Genomic DNA, 17,653 nt, shown 5'->3' on the forward strand with positions numbered 1-17,653 from the left:
ATTGCTTAAAACAGTTATTAAAAGGCAATCAGACCTAATAGCTAAGACTCTTTGTCAAACCCTACAGTTCCCAGAAAAAATGCGAAGAAAGTCTTCCTAATAACAGGAGGGAATCATTGCACCAATAAATTTTAAGCTATTATTAGACCACTGGCATTATACATTATAATCAAGTATCTAAATAAAAGAAATAAATAATATTTATTATATATGGTTCAATATTTAATACGTAATAATTATTATTCATTACCTATTAAATATTAATTATGTGTTTTGTCTCTAGTATTGATGATAGTCACTGAACATAAGTAACTATATTATTGAGCCTTATCTAAACGAAGAACTTCGCTGAGCCTCCATTAAAGAAGCATGCTTCTCCTTATCCAGTGTTTTGATCAACTCATGCAAAAGCGAATAAGCAGAGTTTGATTGAAGCAGATCCACCTCCTGCACACTATTCACCATCAACTTTCGGTTACAGATATTGATGCGGTTAAGCATCGGAACAATGCTGTTGAGGTAGCGGTTATAGAAGCCAGCAATATCCTCCACGCCGTCAGGAAGCTTATAGCCTGACTTGCCTTGGATACTTGCGATCAGCACCCCGTTGTCGCGCAGGTGTTGGACACAAACCCGCAGCTGCTGCTCCGAAAAAGTCGGAAATCTCCTTTTTAGCTTATCGATGATCTCCCGTTTCTCGATGAGGCGGTCAGGAGCGGTGCGGAACATCAGGTACAGGTACTGCAACACGGCAAGCGCCTCCTCCGAAAGGCTGTTTCTGCCAGAGAGTGCCTCTTGTGCGGACTCCGAGGCTATTCTTCGAATAAGATGGTTCTTCTGCCGATCTTCGGGGGTAGGGGAGAGGAGATAGTCTGTTCTTTCAAAAGGGAAAAAATCAATGAACGTACGGTCGTGCAGCAGATCGAACAGGGCGGATGCCTTTTCATGGCTGTGACTGGTGCAGTAAATCTTGCCCAGGCAGCCAGAAAGAAAATCTGCCAGCTGCACCAGGGGCTCCTCTGCCTTATCCTCCACCAGGCGATAAGAGCGCTCCGGTGTAAACAGATCCCGTTGGATAACTTTGGTTTCAATGTAATGGTGCAGGCTGCGCCGAAACTCTGGCCAGCCAAGCTGATCGGCATGAATCGAAAAAGCAGTGAAGTTTTTGGGAAACTGCTTGAGAAAGATTCTGTTGAAGTATTTATAGAACACATCATTATGATCAAAACCTGCTCCCTCCAGCTTGCTCTTGTTGATGACCATCCCCAGCACCACAAAGTCCAACTGGCGCAGCTCCCTTAATACCTCCAATCTTTTTCGGAAGCCCTTCTCATCATTGGGGATACGGCTGGACTTGATGGGTTGGCCTTGGAAGAAGCGTTGGCTGATCGTATCCCTTAGCAGCCGGGCCTGCTCCAGCTTCGTCTCATCCAGGAGAACAGCTGTCAGAACAAAATGGGAGAAGGTACCGGCTTTATCCAGATTTAGGCTGGCGTTTCCGAATTCATCCAGAAAAATATGTACATATTGCATAGGAGGAGTATAGGGTGATAACTCTTATGCCACATAAGATACAAAAGATGAAGCACTTTCAATATAAATATAGTAAGCCTAAACTACGCTGGTGAGGGCATCCGTTTGAAGCTGCCCTTGTCGGATGTGAAGCCGCTGAACGGTGATGGCAAAGAATTTCTTCCCCCTGCGGGTGGTGAAGCCATGGCTGTTAAGCCGGTCAGCAATTTGCTGATAGGTCATATCCTTTTCCCGATACATCTGGATCAGTTCCGTGGCCTGTCGGTTGGCTTTGTGCGATGCTGCGTTCTCCTGCCGTATCTGAAGTCCTTTCGTCCTGGCTCCCTGGGTCAGGTTCTCAGGCGTACCCAAGGCAAAACCCTGTAGCTTCTTTTGCTGGAGCGCGGCTCTGGTCCTGGAGCTGATTAACTCCCGCTCATGCTGGGCCAATACGGCGAAGATTCCGATGGTCAGGGTATTGGCATCGGGCATATCCACAGCAAGAAAGTCCACGTGGCTGTCACGCAGCTTAAAGATAAACCCGGCGTTACGACTGAGACGATCCAGTTTGGCAATCAGCAGCTGGGCCTGCTCCCGTTTGGCCAGGGCGATGGCCGCCTCTAGCTCTGGCCTATCGTTCTTCTTGCCGCTCTCCACCTCAATGTGCTCGGCAAGCAGCGCATCGCCGGGCTTGAGGAAACCCTTCACCATCTCGCGCTGTGACTCCAGACCCAGCCCGCTCTGGCCTTGCTTCTTTGTGGAGACCCGGTAGTAGGCCACGTACTTCATCTTCGCTACTCCTTATTATATAGGTGAAACTCGGGGGCGAAGATAGTTATAACATTTTACAAACGGACGTTTATAAAATGTTATAGATACACAAATATGTAAAATGTCTTTGCTTTGCTATAAATTTTAGAGAACCAACAGGTCAAAAGGGGATGTGTAATCTAAGGACCGTCCATCCATTAAAGACAGGGGAAGAGGTGCTTGCCTGTCGGGGCAGCAGTAAGATAGGGGAAAGTTTGAGAAAGGTGCCGTAGCATTTTGGATACCACAGTTTACCCTTGTGTACTTATACGAGGTCTTCTTGGTACACATTGACTTTATATGTACCAGAAATTAACATTCTTGGTACACACCTTCCGCTATATGTCCCTAAAATCAGCATTCCTGGTACATATTAAGAATCTTGCGTGCCTATAACAGGCGTGGTGGAGGTGTACTGCTCTTTGGCATTCACAAAGACCTCGATCAGGGGGAGGTTCAGGTAATAATTGCTCGTGCCTACCTTTTCTTTTTGTAGCAGTCCTAAATCAGCAAGTGCATTTAAATATCTGGCAGCGGCTTTTCGCTCCAGCATGAGGTCCTTCATCACAAACTCAATCTTGGTGTAGGGGTGCTTGAACAGGTTGTTGAGCAGATCCTGACTGTATATTTTTGGCAGGTCCGTACGAATTCTTTTTTTGTACTGCTGCATGAGGAGGTTAATGCTTTTCACCATCTCGATGGTCTGCTTGGCAGTTTCTTCCACGCCCTTCAACATAAATAAAATCCATGCTTCCCAGTCACCTGAGTCGCGTACCTGCTGCAGTAGGCGGTAATAGTCTGCCTTATTTTCCACCACATAGCGACTGAGGTATAGCACAGGTAGTTGCAGCAGGTCTTTGCACACCAGGTACAGGATGTTGATGATACGTCCTGTGCGGCCATTCCCGTCATAGAAAGGATGTATACTCTCAAATTGGTGGTGGATGATGGCCATCTTGATCAGCGGGTCGACATCCGATACCTCGTCATCATTAATATATTGGACGAGGTTATGCATGAGGTGTTCTATCTGGTCCGGGTGCTGCGGCGGTGTGTAAACCGTTTCACCCGTTTTGGCATTTTTCAATGCCGTGCCTGGCAGCTTACGCAGGCCAGCGTTGTTCTGCTCAAGTTCCTGTTGAATCCTAAGAATATGGCTTAAGCTCAGAATCTTATTCTTACGCACCGCTTCAAATCCTTCTCGTAAGGCAGTGGCATAGTTCTGCACCTCCTTAGTGGCAGTGCTTAGGGCGTAACCTGCCTGCAGTTCGGCTTTGAACAACTCATCCTGGGTGGTGATGATGTTCTCAATGGCCGAACTGTCCCGCGCTTCCTGCAGCGTAAGCGTGCTGATCAATATCTGTTCATTGGGAATAGTTGCGGCCACTCCTTTCAGCTCGGCCAGATAGCGGTGGGCTGTCGTCGCCTGTTTTAAAACGGCTTTTGTCTCTACTTCAACAGGAACAGGTAAATCAGTTGGCTGCCACATGGCTAAAATTGTATTAGATTAGTGAAAAGCTATTGGGGGTTCCCCAACAGCAAATGGTGTATAACTATGTAAGTTGTCTTTCTAAGATAACAGCAGTCGATGAGAAGGCCAGCTCTTGGTTGAGCTATAATTACAGCTGCCCTATCAGCTCCTTAGCCTTATTCAGGTTGTAAGCTCCCTCTATAGCTTTACTCTCAAAAACCATAAAATAGTTATAGCCAGAACCAGCCAGTTGTGCCCACTGATTGCCTAAACGGCATTTTGCTTCGCTGTCTGAATTATCCCGATCATCTCCCTTCGTTTCCAAAAGTATTACCCTTCCAGACTTCGTGTAAAGTATGAAATCAGGGTAATGGTTAGACTTGAACCCGTTTATGGCAAAGCCCTTGCCACGGCCCAGGTTACGATGCCAGAACAGTACATTTGGCAGGCCTGAAAGCTCCATAATGCTGCTCTGTTCAAAATTGTTCATACTTCCCTCGCGCTCATAAAGTGAGCTGGCAACCGGCGCACCCAGTGCACCAGGCACCAAAGTCATAGGAAACTTCCAGTTTGCAGCCGCTGTAATTTTTCCAATCTTCAGCTGCTCATTAAAGCGCTGTTCTGCATAGGCGTCAGCCAGTGATCGGATCTTCTTCTTTATCTTATCGGTGTAGCTATACTTGCGCGACAGGAAATCCCGAAGCTGTTCGGTTGTTAGCTTGGAAAGAATCCGCTCCACGTAGATTTTTACCTCCTGTTCAGCGATAGGGTACATGTTGCCGATAAGCTGCATGATCTGGTGACCAATGTCTTTTACCTGGCTCTCCTTAGGCTTTGCCAGAATGTACTCGGCAATGGGATCCTTTACCTGTTGCTGCTCAATCTTCGCGAAAGACGGTGTGAAGTCATCCTTCTTGGCCTCATGCAGATCCACCTTGTACATATCCGATGAGATGCTGTCAAACGCTACTTTAGTATCCTCATCGGAAAGCCGGAAACCTTTTAACAGCACCTCCTGATTAAGTAGGGCAGAACCTGTTTCCATATCGAAAATAGAGCTGGTGGGTACTTCCAGGAAAAACTGCGGTAAGACTATCTGCTGTGCCGTTTCTGCAAAGGCATCCCGCATCTGGTAACGCTGTACTTTTTCACCCATTTCAGAAAAGATGTTGTCCGTGTTCGATTTCTCCTGCTCCTTTATCCGCTGCTCTGTCTCGGCAACCTGCTGCACAGCCATTTGCTCGATCTGTGAAACGACGGAAGACGAGGCAGTAGGAGGTAAAGGAGTATCAAGGCTATAGTTAATGCGACCGGTGTCGATCTGGTCCTCATCGGGTGTCTCCGGGTACTCCTCTGGGAAGAATGCCTTGTTCAGCGATTGCTGGGGCGTTTCCTCTGGCTTTGGTGCCTCTGGAAGTGTATCCTTATGGCGGTAGTCTTTGCTGCTGAAACCGGATGCCTGCAGCCCTTTTACAATATTCTGCAGCGTTTCGTTAAACTTAGCTGAGGCTGTGAGCACGTAGGACACGTTCAGCAAGGGGTGACTGTGTTTCATCACATAGGGCTGGCGCAGCACACGACCCAATATCTGCTCCACATCTACTGCCGAGGACTTGTCGGCCAGGGATGCCAGTATGTAGGCGAAGGGGCAGTCCCAGCCTTCTTTCAGGGCGTTTATAGTAATAATAAAGCGAACCGGGCATTTCTCCGACATCAGATCCACACCCTTCAGCTCGTCTTTGTTTGCTGTTTTTATCTTGATCTGCTCCTCCGGAATGCCTAGTTTGAGCAGTTGCTGCTTCAGTTTATCGAAGGTAGTGTTGTCTTCGCCGGTGCGTGGCTGCGCCTGAAACAGCACGATCGGGCGTATATAGCGGCCTCCGTTTTTGTGTTGGGCCTTGGCCAGCTGCTCCAGGTTCTGTTGCAGGTGCAGAGCGCTGTTCACCACCTCCGTTTTGTCGTGGTGGTTATACACGATGACAGGCAGCTTTACCATGTGCTCTTTCTTCAGCTCAATGGCAGGCACCAAGCTGATGATGTTGCTGTTCTCCTTCGGCGTGGCGGTAAGGTCCAGCAGGAAAGACGGGTTCAGGGCCTGCAGCATGTCCACACTCAGGTCGCTTTCGGCATTGTGGCTTTCATCTACCACTACCACAGGGTTCAGGCTACGGATCACGTTGATCAGCGCCGTCTCGTCTGTATTGTCAAGCAGGTGAGAAGTATCTTTATACTGCTGTGCGAACTGCGCCAGCTGCCCGTTTTCCTGGTATACTTTGCGGTCTTCCTTGCGGCGGGCACGCAGGCTGGCAAAGCTCATGACGATGATGGTGAGCTGCTCCTGCACCACCGTCGGGTTGAAGTTAGCCCCCTGCAGCAGGTCGTCTTTTTTGTACACCTCTACGCGGTGGTTGAAGAGGGCATCCAGCTTCTGGCGGTAAGGGTGATCCGGGTCACTCAGGTTCTTTACCGTCTGGTCCAGCAGGTTGCTCCACGGCACCAGCCATACTACGGCCTTGGGCTTCTCCACCGGGAAGGCCCTGAAAATGGTGCTCAGGGCATTGCAGGCAATAAAGGTTTTGCCACCGGCGGTGGGCACCTTAATGCAGATGCTGGCCGCCCCCGGTACATTGTTTTTGTAAGGGCGCATGCCTTCGCCGGTTAGCGGGTTGTGTGGCCCTATTTTGTCCTCCCAATACCTGCTAAAGGCCTCCCCAACCAGCTTATGCTGCTGGGTGTACTCCAGAAATGTTTCAAGGTCCTGTATTACCTGCTGCTGATATGTTTTTAACTCCATTTAGGATCCCGTTCGTCTGTTAGTTTTTTTAGAACTGGCGTTTAGTTTTTCTACTTCTTTCTCGGAATCGGCTTACCTGGCGACTTCCTCTTACTGAACTATTCAAATTTTTCTAATAGTTGCCGATTCATCCAGAAAATATACACCCTCCTTTATCTGATGATCGGGGGTAGTATAGAAGAAGATAGTTGATTCCGGCGGGTTTTGCTGTGCTGGCATATCTTAAAACCTTGAAATATCTCTCGGTATCTTTTTGAAAACGATGTTATACTTCTGCAACAGCTCTTTGGGAAGCAGGCAGTTGTCGGCATACATCACATACTGCTCTGCCTTGTGCGTGACGGTGGCCAGGAAATCGTAGTCAAGGTTGGTGATCTGGTTTGGCTCGTACACAAAGTAGTAGGCAGTGTGGTGCAGGCTGCCCAAAAAGTATGTATCGGAGCCAGCGACAGGGGCAGGGTAGGGGCTGCGGGTTTCGGAATACCAGATGTATTGCCGCATGCGCTCCAGCCCTACCGCCTCGTTCAGGTTGTTCTCCTCATCAAACAGGCACGGGCCTAATGTATAATAGGTAAAGTCGCCGCCTGTGCCTGCTACTGCTTTACTGCCTTCGCCATAACCCTGCATCACCCGCTTCACGCGCTCGGCGGTTATACTTTCGGCATAGTCTTCCATCTCCACCAGTATAAACCTGCGGTTTCCGCCATCCTCCTTGTTCAGGTTCAGCACGGCATGGGCCGTGGTGCCGGAGCCTGCGAAGCTGTCAAGGATGATATAGTCTTTGTCGGTAACTATTTTTAGAATTCTATCAAGTAATTTAGTAGGTTTTGGTGTTTCAAATTCGCCGGCGTCACCAAAGATAGATGCTAGCTCCTTAGATGCTTCTTGATTATGAGCTACTTCAGAATTTGGCCACCAAGTCCATACAGTTGTACCTTCAGTTTCGCTCAAAAACTTCTTTTGTCTTGGTCTAGCATTTCCATCTTGGCCAAACCACACTCTATTATCCTGTATAAGACGCAAGAAGGTATCTTCTGAAAATGCCCAGCATCTACCTTTGGGTGGTTTCAATGTGTTACCATTTGGTGTTGGTATATTGTAATATTGAGCCTCAGTGGCGTGTCCAGTTTGCCCAGTCATATCAACTGAAGCCCAAGGTCCTCTAGGGTCATTATCTGGATTCTTATAAGCCTTCGATCTTTCTCCACTTAATTTCACTTGATTCAACTTCATAAACTGCTTTTTTTTTGAATAAGCTATTATGAAATCATGTGCTGGAGCAAGATTCTTTCTTGCATCAGGTGACGTACGCTTTTGCCAGACAACGTTTGCCACAAAGTTCCCCGCCCCAAATATCTCATCCATCATCAGCTTCAGGTTTGCCTGTTCATTATCATCAATGGAGATGAAAATGGCACCGTCCTCAGCCAGCAACTTGTGCAGCAGCTTCAGGCGCGGGTACATCATGCAGAGCCACTTGTCGTGGCGGGTCAGGTCTTCGCCTTCTTTGCCCACCACCTGCTGCAGCCACCGCTGTATCTTAGGGTCGTTTACATTGTCGTTGTACACCCAGCTCTCGTTGCCGGTATTGTAAGGCGGGTCGATGTAAATGCATTTCACCTTGCCCTCATACTCCGGCAGCAGCGCCTTTAGCGCCTCCAGGTTATCACCGTGTATGATCTTGTTTCCGGCTGCGGCGGGTGCAGTTTGCTGTTCGGTGGTGAAAGTATAGGCAGGCTCCAGCACCCTGAAGGGCACGTCGCGGTGGTGGTTCACTACTTTTTCTTTTCCAATCCAGTGGAGCGTAGGCATCGGGTAAGGGTGGTTTCTGGGTTAGCTACAAAAAGGTAAAGATAGCAAGGTTTCGGGAGATAAGCGCACGATAAAAATAGTACTATGGCGCAAGTGCCTATCACCGCTTTTGCAGGAGCTCACCCATTTTTTTGCATAAAATATATAAAAGCAGTTCAGTAATATATAAAACCGTAATCTGAAATGACTTGTAAAACAGGAACAGCAAAGGTGCAACTGGTGCTGTGCACTCCTTGCAAGGAACTGTTGTGGCGGTACAGCTTATTAGCTCCTTTGCAATTAACTACATGTAAGATAGCACTACCAGCATGGATAACAGTCAACATAACACACATAACAACGGCAAGCATCAGGGTGGCGGGGATGCGCGGCGTAACCCGGCCCATGGCCGAAAGGCAGCTGCGCGAACATAACAAGTAAATGCACGAAGGCGGAGGTGGTGACGGTAAAGGCAAGGACCATGACATGGAAATGAACCCCGAGATGCGCCAAAAGATGCTGCACATGCACCACATGCAAACGCTGTGGGTTTACTGGATGATCATCATCCTGGGGGTATGGGTGCTGCTGTCTCCGCTGACCTTCGACTATGGGAGGGCGGTGACCGAGCCCAGCGGCGGAAGCGAAGTGTGGCTGAGTATGGAAGAGCGGGTCGCTTTTATGAAATGGAGCGACATCATCAGCGGGGCACTGCTTGGTTTGGAAGTGGCTGCCCTGGCTGTACCCTTAGGGCCTAAAACAGAAGTTTATGCCGAGTGGGGACGAGTACATCAAGTAAGGCACTACCGACTGACGCGGTAAAAGTGCAGGTGCGGGAGGAACATAAAAAAGAGAAGTTGAGGAGGCCCTGAAGCCTGCACAGCATCAGCACGTACCCTAACTGACCGTTATAAATAGTTTTACAGCAAATGGAAAACTCAAACTGATATGGAAATAATAAAGTTTAAGACAAACGTCGTGGATGAGGAAGCCTTGTCCAAAGTGGCACCACTTTTAGATAAAGAAGAAAGGATAAGCAAGTGGAGCCTCGACACGGAAAGCGCAGAAAAGGTGCTGAGCGTGTCAGGCACGGGGCTGGACCCTCAGGTAGTTGAGAGCGCAGTAGAAGAGGCCGGGTATAAGGCTGAAATTATACGTGTAATGGGCATTAGTGGCGGAGATTTGTGAGCCTAACATAAAAAATAAAGTGTGGGCGTGGGAATAAAATAAATTGAAAACAGCCTTGATAGCAGCAGGCGCAGCATAAAAGCAACTGCACTTGATTACCGTTTATAAATGAAGACCAATCAATATCTAAAACTATGAAAAAGCTGTACTTGTTTGTCTTAACACTTCCACTATTGCTGAATTACGCTTGTACTTCAACACCCTCTTCTGACGTCGCAGATGCAACGGCTTCACAAGAAGCACAACCTGTGGACTCGGTAAGCCTCCAAATGATTGCCGCTGATCTGGTCTCCCCGGTGTTCCTGACGCAACCACCTAACGACGAGCGGCTTTTTGTGGTAGACCAGGTAGGTGTGATTAGAGTGGTGAAAGACGGCCAGCTACAACCGGAGCCATTTCTGGATCTGCAGAGCAAGATTATCAAGCTTAAAAGTAAACATGAAGAAAGGGGGCTGCTGGGCTTAGCCTTCCATCCGGAGTTTAAAAGCAACGGAAGGCTCTTTGTATACTATAGCGCCCCGCTAAGACCGGATGCCCCTAGTGGCTTTGATCATACCAGCGTGGTGGCAGAATACATGGCGACAGGAAACAACCGCGAAAAAGCCGACCCCAACTCAGAGAAAGTGCTGATTAATGTGAACCAGCCGCAGGATAACCATAATGCCGGCACGCTCATGTTCGGCCCCGATGGATATCTATACATCAGTTTAGGCGACGGTGGCAACAAAAATGACATCGGGGAAGGGCACGTCACGGATTGGTATAACAAAAATGACGGTGGCAACGGCCAGGACGTGAAACAGAACCTATTGGGCAGTATTTTGCGCATCGACGTCAACAGCGGTTCCCCTTATGGTATTCCTTCGGATAACCCCTTCGCTGGCAATCAGGACGGCATGAAGGAAATCTATGCCCATGGTCTGCGTAACCCCTACCGCTTTTCCATCGACAACAAAACGGGTATGATCATCGCTGCTGACGCGGGGCAGGTGCTGCGCGAGGAGATCAATGTTATCCGGAAAGGAGCGAACTACGGCTGGAACGTGAAAGAAGGCACGCTGTGCTTTAATGCTGCCGACAACAAAAACCCGCTGCCTGACTGCCCTGACCAGGACAGCCTGGGGAACAAGTTTGTGAACCCTGTCATAGAATTCAAAAACAGCATGACCTACCCGGACGAAGGATTGGGTATAGTGAGTGTTGGTGGCTACGTGTACAGAGGAAACAAACGTGCAGCCCTGAATGGGGACTACCTTTTTGGAGTCTGGACCCAGCACCACGGCAAACCGGACGGGGCCGTTTTTGCAGCAAAGATGGCTGGCGAGCAGGGGCCCTGGAGCTACAGGAAGCTTTACTTTCGTGACAAGCCGGGCAGTGCATTTGGGCACTACGTGCTAGGCTTTGGACAGGACAACAGCGGGGAGGTGTACATTCTGGGGAGCGACGAGGAAGGCCCAACCGGCAAGACAGGGAAAGTATATAGGATTAATTAGTTGTAAGAATGGTAACCATTATAAAAACATAAATGATAAGCTATTACATACGGCTGTGCCAAGTTGTTAAATATGTGCAGTTTTGAATCTAAAGGCGATTATTTAATATCTATGATAGAAGATAAACACTTGGAGACAAATCCACAGGAGGTTGTTTTAGACCGCTCGCCCTCTGCCAGAAATATCCACGCAATAGTTTTTGAGGAGGCTGAATCCGAACTGAAGCGGTCTTCACCAGCTTTATTATGGTCTGGTTTGGCGGCTGGGCTTTCGATGGGTTTTTCCATGATCTCGGAGGGATTGCTGAAGGCTTATCTACCGGATGCAGAATGGAGTATTTTAGTATCTACCTTTGGGTATAGCATGGGCTTTCTGATCGTGGTTCTGGGCAAGCAGCAACTATTCACCGAGAACACGCTCACACCAATACTGCCGCTGCTGCACCGTAAAAACATGGCTACGTTCTTGAATGTCGGGCGTCTTTGGGGGATAGTGCTTTTCGCCAACCTGCTGAGCGCTTTAATTATCGCTATGGCAATCGCCTATACCTCTATCTTCGAGCCGCATGTGATGAAGGCTTTTGAGGCGATAGGGAAGAAGGCAATGGAGCCGGGTTTTGGCACTACCCTGTTGCGGGCGGTGTTTGCTGGCTGGCTTATCGCCCTGATGGTATGGCTCTTACCTTATGCTGATGCCGCCCGGGTTTGGGTAATTATAATTATTACATACATAGTAGGAATTGGCCATTTTAGCCATGTTGTGGCAGGTGCTGTCGAAACCTTTACGCTTGCTGCCACACAACAGGTTTCCTGGTTCGATGTGCTGGGGAATTATATCCTGCCCACGCTTATCGGCAACATACTCGGTGGCGTGATCTTAGTAGCAGCCATCAACTATGCCCAGATTAAAGCAGGCAGGTTTAAAAAGGGTAATACTTAGCTTTTTATACATGCCTGCTTCAGCATCTCGGTCATTTGTATGCAACACTCTTTTGTGCGTTGAGTTAGCAGGACCAACTGATTACTGCCTTCTTTCGGTGTGCCGCTTGCGGGTAAGCGGCGGAATAAAATAAAATTCCCTTCAGGTTGTAAGAGTTAAAGAAATCCAACTCTGCTTAAATATTCACGTTTCTATATACTTTACTTCAACAACTATAAAACCATAAAATGGAACACGCTAACCAAAATAGTAATATGAAAGGAAGCTACACAAAGTTTGTATTGATGCTGGCCTTCTCTTTTGTTGCGATGTACATCACCATGTACATGAACACGTATCAGTTTGACCATGTGTATTTTAGCATGACACGCTTTTACATGTCCTGCCTGGGTATTTCGGCAATGGCCGTGATCATGTTTTTGTTCATGAGAAAAATGTACAAGAACAGAACAAAGAACATGGCAATTATTGCAGGAAGTATTCTCTTGTTTATAAGTGCTTTATCTCTTGTTCGCGCACAAGAACCAATCGGCGATGTGCTTTGGATGAAAGCCATGATCCCGCACCATTCTATTGCCATATTAGCCAGCGAGCGTGCTGACATTAAAGATCCTGAGGTAAAGAAACTGTCGGAAGAAATAATTAAAGCGCAGAGAAAAGAGATTAGTGAGATGAAAGCAATGTTAGAGCGCCTGGATAAAGAATAGCACCTGCTCTAAACATGCAATTATTGAAGATTGGTCGGATTAAACAGTCTTGAGGCGCTACACACATGAGGTGTAAATTGGGTTTAGCGCCAGAGGGTAAGTATCTCTAATCTCGATTAACTACACCAAAAAGTAACAGCCCTGCCTCTCTAAGAAAGGCAGGGCTGTTGCTTTTTACCTTATACTCAATTGTGTGTTGTCATTTCTACCAAAGGGAGAAATCTGTAATGCTTTGTGCAATAATTCAGATTTTCCAAAGCTATACTCGCTCTCTTAGACTCTCGCGTTAAGAGTGTTCGAAATGACAGAAAGTTGCTAAAATACTACAGCCAGCTATCAGCCATTAGTTTTATGTACCACATCCCAGGTCCAGCCGTCCATTTCCAGTAATGCCGTAAGCAGTTTTCTGTGTTCCTGTACCTCATGGCTAAAAAGTGGCTTATGCTGGAGTGGTATCCCTTTCTCCTCCAGCTCCGAAAGATCAGGAACTGGGGCGCCCTCTTTAGGGGAGGCACTTGTCAAGAAGCTGCCTTTTACCATATTTAGGTACGAGTCCAGCGCTTTCTGCAGCATACTCATTTTCAGCTGATCTACTCCCGCCTGTGGTGATACCGTTTGCGCCAGCATCAGGTGCGTTTCAGCCAGCAGCACAACAGCAGGTGTGATAGCCTGTTCAGGCTTACTGTCATGAAAATAGTGAATGACAGGGTAAGACTGATGGTTAACGGTGTGCTGCAGCAGCATTTGACACAGATCCGAAGTAGTATCGAAGAAAGAAGAGAGTTCTTGCCCGTTCCAGCTGTTGGTTAGTACCTGCTGCGGCGTTTTACCCATACTGCTGATGTAAAGGCTGAGCTTGCTTTGCACGCCCACGGCAGACAGCACCGGGATGAAATACGTGATGGAAGTAGTGATGAAAGCCAGGCCGGAGAAAGCCGCGACACTGGTTACAATCCGCCAGAAGTCATTGGTTACCACATAGTCGCCCACACCCAGCGTGGAGAGGGTAAAACCGGCATAATACAGCTTCTCCCAGGCATCGGCAGGAGCCAGCGTACTGCTCTTCTGAACAGCGTCGGGATCTGACAGCAGCAGCAGGAACAGCCCCAGCCAAAGCCCGACTACCCACACCAGCAGGATAGAGACCAGTACAGATGGGCCGGCATACTGTAGCAGTTTTGATTTTCCTTTTCTGCCTGCAGCAAGAAAAAACACTTTCCAGACGGACCTGGACACGAGATTGGTGATTTTTCCTCCTCCGTTGGACGAAAGCGTGGTTTTGATGATATCAAGTACGGTGATGGCAAAAAGGAAGGCTCCAAGGCAGAGGTATAGGATATTCATAAAATAGCATGGTTTGCACTAAATATGCTTCTTAACGAATATATAGAAGAATGGATTTGCAGCACTTTTTGTAATTCGCTAGCCGGTGCAGTTAAACAACATGCCTACAAATTGTTTTAACCTTTACCTCTTGCCGATTGATAATTCAAGGCGGTTTTTTTCTAAGTATATATAAAAATTGACTCAAAATATGTAAAACGGTGCTGCTACACGGAGAGTATAACAGAAATGTGTTGAACTAATTTGTATAACTATGAACAAAGACTTAATAAAAGCCTTAGCAGCATGTGAGGTATCTTGCAACCATTGTGCTATTTCTTGCCTCCAGGAAGACGATATAAAAAAAATGGTGCCCTGCATCCGGCTGGATCTGGACTGCGCTGCCATTTGTAGAGCTACATTAGACTATGTATCGCGTGACTCCCGCTACGCGAAAGATCTTGTACAGGAGTGTATCAAAATTACCAAAGCCTGCCAAGAAGAATGCAAGAAACACGATATGCAGCATTGCCAGGAATGTGCTGACTCTTGCGCCAAGTTAGTGCAGGCCTGTGAGCAGTACATGAGTGCTTCATAAATCAGGCTTAAGTATGGTAGCTGGTTTACTGAAAGCCAAATTGTTTGCCACACTAGTATAAAATGATGTGGCAAGTACAAAGAGCAACTACTAAGTAGCCAGTGAAACCGGTGATAATACCGTACAACTAAACTGATGTATAGTTACTTGAGCCATAAAAAAGTACAATAGAAATATCCCCCTGCTGTCGGAGATTTTTGCAGTCGCTCCGGTGGTGGGGGTTTACTATTTAAAGCTAAAGCAGAATTACCGCCAGCTTCAAGCTTACAGAATTAACTGAAAGGCTGTGTCAGTTGAGTGGATAGGAAGCCGGAGCAGAGTTTCTCTTTGGCTGTAGGGCAAATCAGCCAGTCAAAGTATATTAAATTTCCCATACTTATGCAAAGTATCCTGAATAGTAGAAATTATGCAGCGTTAGTGATTTTCATGATAATACACCTTGCGCTTACCCAAAAAGAGGCCGCTGCCCAAACCGACACTATTGTTTACAACCTGACCATTGACCAGCAGCAGGTGAAGATAGCCGGCAAAAAAAGTATGGGCATGACCATCAACGGCACCATTCCCGGTCCCACCTTGCGCTTTACCGAAGGAGATTACGCAGTAATGCACGTCAAGAACGAGATGGACGTGGAAACCTCTGTGCATTGGCACGGTTTGCTGGTGCCCAACTTCTACGACGGCGTACCCTACCTCACTACGCCTCCCATTCCGCCGGGAGAAACGTTTACCTATGAGTTCCCGACAAAGCAGGCGGGCACCTACTGGTACCACTCCCACACGGGTTTGCAGGAGCAGTCGGGGGTATACGGCTCCATTGTGATAGAGGACCGGGAGGAGCGCATGGATTATGACACCGACCTGGTGCTGGTGCTGTCGGACTGGACCTATGAGAAGCCTAAGAATGTGCTCAAGACGCTGAAGCGGGGCCTGGAAATCTACGACATCCAGAAGGGAACTTCGACACCGCTAAGCATGGTAATAGCCCGGGGAGCATTGGGGGCGCAGGTGAATTTTTGGAAACAGCGCATGGAGGGTGCTGATATTGCTGACATATACTACCCCGCCTTCCTGACAAACGGGCAGCCTGTGCGGGAGTACCCAGAGTATAAGCCGGGGCAAAAGGTAAGGCTGCGGGTGATCAACGCAGCCGCATCCAGCCAGTTCTGGCTCACTTTTGGCGGCCCCACGCCTTTGCTTATCGCCGCCGACGGACTGGACGTGGTGCCGGTGCGGCATGCCCCAACCTTTATCGCCGTTGCTGAAACCTATGATTTTGTAGTGACCGTACCCGAGAACGGGAAGCTGGAAATAAAGGCCACCGTACAGGACGGCTCCGGCCATACCTCCGCCTATCTGGGGCAGGGGCCCGTAGTACCTGCACCCGATGTGCCCCGGCCTGATAAGATCGCGATGATGCAGCAAATGGCAGCCATGGATATGAAGATGGGGGCTCCCGCCCTCAAGTTCAACCCCAGCGAAGTAGAGCCCTACGAGATGATGAAAGAATGGGGCATGCAGATGGATGGCGATATGCAGATGGATGGTGACATGCACATGAACCATGACAAAAGTATGGAAGGCAAAATGAAGCCGCAGCCTACGGAGCAGAAACCGATGCATGAGCACAACATGGAGATGAAGCAGGACACGGCAGGCGCTATAAACGCTAAAAAGATGGATCACTCCAAAATGGAGCACCAGAAAATGCAAACAGATACCACCGCTGCAAAGGGTATGGATCATGCCAAAATGAACCACACCATGCACGGCAGGGAGATGCAGCCAGACACCGCCGCTGCCATGGAAATGGACCACCGTATGCACGGGCAGCGTGTGGATACAGCAAAGGCCAGTTCCGTAAAAGAACGCAAAAGCATCGGCATGCAGCACGAGGGCATGCCGGGCATGGACATGTTCGCCGAGTATAATTACGATTACCTGAAGGCTCCGGAGCCAACCGATTTTGCAGAAGGCAAACCCGTGCGTGAGATACTCCTCAACTTGACCGGAAACATGGTGCGCTACATCTGGAGCATGAACGGCGTGCCGTTAAAAGAAGCCGACAAGATAAAAATCAACCAGGGCGAAGTTACCCGCATCACGCTAAACAACCTGACCATGATGCACCACCCCATGCACCTGCACGGCCATTTCTTCCGGGTGATTAACGAGCACGGGGAGTATTCTCCGCTCAAGCACACGGTAAATGTGGCGCCGATGCAGAAGGTGGTGATTGAGTTTGACGCCAATGAGTATGGCGACTGGTTCTTCCATTGCCACATCCTCTACCATCTGGATGCCGGTATGGCCCGCATCTTCAGTTACGATACCCCGCGTGACCCGCGCCTGAAAATGTACCCGCTCAATGTGCTGACAAACAAAAGTAACCACTTTTTCTTTTGGGGAGCCGTGGATGCCGCCTCACACATGAGCGAGACAAGAATGGTGCTATCTAACCTGCGCAACCAGTTTACCTTAACAGCAGAATACGGCTGGAACAAGAATCTGGAGGCGGAGTTTACCTATGGCAGATTCCTGTACGACTACCTGAGCGTATTCGCCGGTGTGAACGTAGAGAACGAGGAGGAGGATAGCATGGACGAGGTGGAAACCACTGCCATTGCCGGTATCCGGTACCTGACGCCTTACCTGTTTAACCTCGACCTGCGCCTAGACAATAAGCTGAGGCCACAGATAAGTCTGGGCCGGGAAGTGTTGATTTTTCCACGCACGTTCCTGTTCGGAGAGTATGAGTACCAGGCGGACTTTGGCTGGGTAAACGACTTTGAGCCGGAAGAGGGCACAGGTAAAGCAGATAACTACCGCAGCGAAACCACCTGGAACGTGGGGCTGGAATACCTGGTGTCGAAGAGTTTTTCGCTGATGGGCAGCTACGACAACCGCTTCGGAGCGGGCGGTGGCCTAACGGTGCGCTTCTGATGTAGTTTCTGCGTTCCCTGAAGTAGGTAACTTTAGACTTTAGCGCCTAGTATTGAACCGGTTGTGGATTTGGTGTTATATTAG

Annotated in this window: 13 protein-coding genes; 7 read left to right on the forward strand and 6 right to left on the reverse strand. The window is 48.5% G+C overall.

Going from position 1 to position 17,653, the window contains the following annotated elements; genetic code table 11:
* Positions 1 to 327: 327 nt before the first annotated feature.
* The 5 genes from WG943_RS18520 to WG943_RS18540 form a co-directional block, all read right to left on the reverse strand.
* Positions 328 to 1,533 carry a DUF3800 domain-containing protein gene (locus WG943_RS18520; RefSeq protein ID WP_340411295.1) on the reverse strand — a complete coding sequence of 402 codons (1,206 nt, stop codon included), beginning with the start codon at positions 1,531 to 1,533 and terminating at the stop codon, positions 328 to 330.
* A 78-nt stretch (positions 1,534 to 1,611) separates the two neighbouring features.
* Positions 1,612 to 2,301: a recombinase family protein gene (locus WG943_RS18525; protein ID WP_340411297.1), complete on the reverse strand. Its 690-nt coding sequence runs from the start codon at positions 2,299 to 2,301 to the stop codon at positions 1,612 to 1,614.
* Positions 2,302 to 2,695: 394 nt separating this feature from the next.
* Entirely contained in the window at positions 2,696 to 3,811 is a 1,116-nt protein-coding gene (locus WG943_RS18530) for a Fic family protein (protein ID WP_340411299.1), read from the reverse strand.
* 130 nt (positions 3,812 to 3,941) lie between these two features.
* Positions 3,942 to 6,587 (reverse strand): DEAD/DEAH box helicase, encoded by a 2,646-nt coding sequence (locus WG943_RS18535; RefSeq protein ID WP_340411301.1) that lies wholly within the window; start codon positions 6,585 to 6,587, stop codon positions 3,942 to 3,944.
* Between the two features lie 222 nt (positions 6,588 to 6,809).
* Positions 6,810 to 8,399: a site-specific DNA-methyltransferase gene (locus WG943_RS18540; protein WP_340411302.1), complete on the reverse strand. Its 1,590-nt coding sequence runs from the start codon at positions 8,397 to 8,399 to the stop codon at positions 6,810 to 6,812.
* Between the two features lie 420 nt (positions 8,400 to 8,819).
* Here WG943_RS18540 and WG943_RS18545 point away from each other — a divergent pair, with 420 nt between their 5' ends.
* From WG943_RS18545 to WG943_RS18565, 5 genes are all read left to right on the forward strand, one after another.
* Complete coding sequence (locus tag WG943_RS18545) at positions 8,820 to 9,200, forward strand: hypothetical protein (protein WP_140623698.1); 381 nt, start codon at positions 8,820 to 8,822, stop codon at positions 9,198 to 9,200.
* Between the two features lie 126 nt (positions 9,201 to 9,326).
* Positions 9,327 to 9,566, forward strand: a complete 240-nt coding sequence (locus WG943_RS18550; RefSeq protein WP_140455316.1) for a copper chaperone — start codon at positions 9,327 to 9,329, stop codon at positions 9,564 to 9,566.
* A gap of 134 nt (positions 9,567 to 9,700) precedes the next feature.
* The gene (locus WG943_RS18555; RefSeq protein ID WP_140455317.1) at positions 9,701 to 11,059 is read left to right on the forward strand and encodes a PQQ-dependent sugar dehydrogenase; all 1,359 of its coding nucleotides are present in this window, start codon (positions 9,701 to 9,703) and stop codon (positions 11,057 to 11,059) included.
* A 111-nt stretch (positions 11,060 to 11,170) separates the two neighbouring features.
* Positions 11,171 to 11,998, forward strand: a complete 828-nt coding sequence (locus WG943_RS18560) for a formate/nitrite transporter family protein (RefSeq protein ID WP_340411307.1) — start codon at positions 11,171 to 11,173, stop codon at positions 11,996 to 11,998.
* Positions 11,999 to 12,252: 254 nt separating this feature from the next.
* A complete protein-coding gene (locus WG943_RS18565; protein WP_210240316.1) occupies positions 12,253 to 12,705 on the forward strand; it encodes a DUF305 domain-containing protein in 453 nt (150 codons plus the stop codon).
* A 336-nt stretch (positions 12,706 to 13,041) separates the two neighbouring features.
* Here WG943_RS18565 and WG943_RS18570 read toward each other — a convergent pair whose 3' ends face one another.
* Positions 13,042 to 14,049 (reverse strand): potassium channel family protein, encoded by a 1,008-nt coding sequence (locus WG943_RS18570; protein ID WP_140455319.1) that lies wholly within the window; start codon positions 14,047 to 14,049, stop codon positions 13,042 to 13,044.
* 253 nt (positions 14,050 to 14,302) lie between these two features.
* Between WG943_RS18570 and WG943_RS18575 the strand changes: the two genes are divergently transcribed.
* Positions 14,303 to 14,626 (forward strand): four-helix bundle copper-binding protein, encoded by a 324-nt coding sequence (locus WG943_RS18575; RefSeq protein WP_140455320.1) that lies wholly within the window; start codon positions 14,303 to 14,305, stop codon positions 14,624 to 14,626.
* A 426-nt stretch (positions 14,627 to 15,052) separates the two neighbouring features.
* Positions 15,053 to 17,569, forward strand: a complete 2,517-nt coding sequence (locus tag WG943_RS18580) for a multicopper oxidase domain-containing protein (RefSeq protein ID WP_340411310.1) — start codon at positions 15,053 to 15,055, stop codon at positions 17,567 to 17,569.
* Positions 17,570 to 17,653 lie beyond the last annotated feature (84 nt).

It is taken from the genome of Pontibacter sp. H249, from assembly GCF_037892465.1.
Classification (GTDB): Bacteria; Bacteroidota; Bacteroidia; order Cytophagales; family Hymenobacteraceae; genus Pontibacter.

What these genes read in the sequence shown, in the direction of transcription:
- WG943_RS18520 (WP_340411295.1), bottom strand. Translation starts at nt 1,533, where the DNA reads ATGCAATATGTACATATTTTTCTGGATGAATTCGGAAACGCCAGCCTA.
- WG943_RS18525 (WP_340411297.1), bottom strand. Translation starts at nt 2,301, where the DNA reads ATGAAGTACGTGGCCTACTACCGGGTCTCCACAAAGAAGCAAGGCCAG.
- WG943_RS18530 (WP_340411299.1), bottom strand. Translation starts at nt 3,811, where the DNA reads ATGTGGCAGCCAACTGATTTACCTGTTCCTGTTGAAGTAGAGACAAAA.
- WG943_RS18535 (WP_340411301.1), bottom strand. Translation starts at nt 6,587, where the DNA reads ATGGAGTTAAAAACATATCAGCAGCAGGTAATACAGGACCTTGAAACA.
- WG943_RS18540 (WP_340411302.1), bottom strand. Translation starts at nt 8,399, where the DNA reads ATGCCTACGCTCCACTGGATTGGAAAAGAAAAAGTAGTGAACCACCAC.
- WG943_RS18545 (WP_140623698.1), top strand. Translation starts at nt 8,820, where the DNA reads ATGCACGAAGGCGGAGGTGGTGACGGTAAAGGCAAGGACCATGACATG.
- WG943_RS18550 (WP_140455316.1), top strand. Translation starts at nt 9,327, where the DNA reads ATGGAAATAATAAAGTTTAAGACAAACGTCGTGGATGAGGAAGCCTTG.
- WG943_RS18555 (WP_140455317.1), top strand. Translation starts at nt 9,701, where the DNA reads ATGAAAAAGCTGTACTTGTTTGTCTTAACACTTCCACTATTGCTGAAT.
- WG943_RS18560 (WP_340411307.1), top strand. Translation starts at nt 11,171, where the DNA reads ATGATAGAAGATAAACACTTGGAGACAAATCCACAGGAGGTTGTTTTA.
- WG943_RS18565 (WP_210240316.1), top strand. Translation starts at nt 12,253, where the DNA reads ATGAAAGGAAGCTACACAAAGTTTGTATTGATGCTGGCCTTCTCTTTT.
- WG943_RS18570 (WP_140455319.1), bottom strand. Translation starts at nt 14,049, where the DNA reads ATGAATATCCTATACCTCTGCCTTGGAGCCTTCCTTTTTGCCATCACC.
- WG943_RS18575 (WP_140455320.1), top strand. Translation starts at nt 14,303, where the DNA reads ATGAACAAAGACTTAATAAAAGCCTTAGCAGCATGTGAGGTATCTTGC.
- WG943_RS18580 (WP_340411310.1), top strand. Translation starts at nt 15,053, where the DNA reads ATGATAATACACCTTGCGCTTACCCAAAAAGAGGCCGCTGCCCAAACC.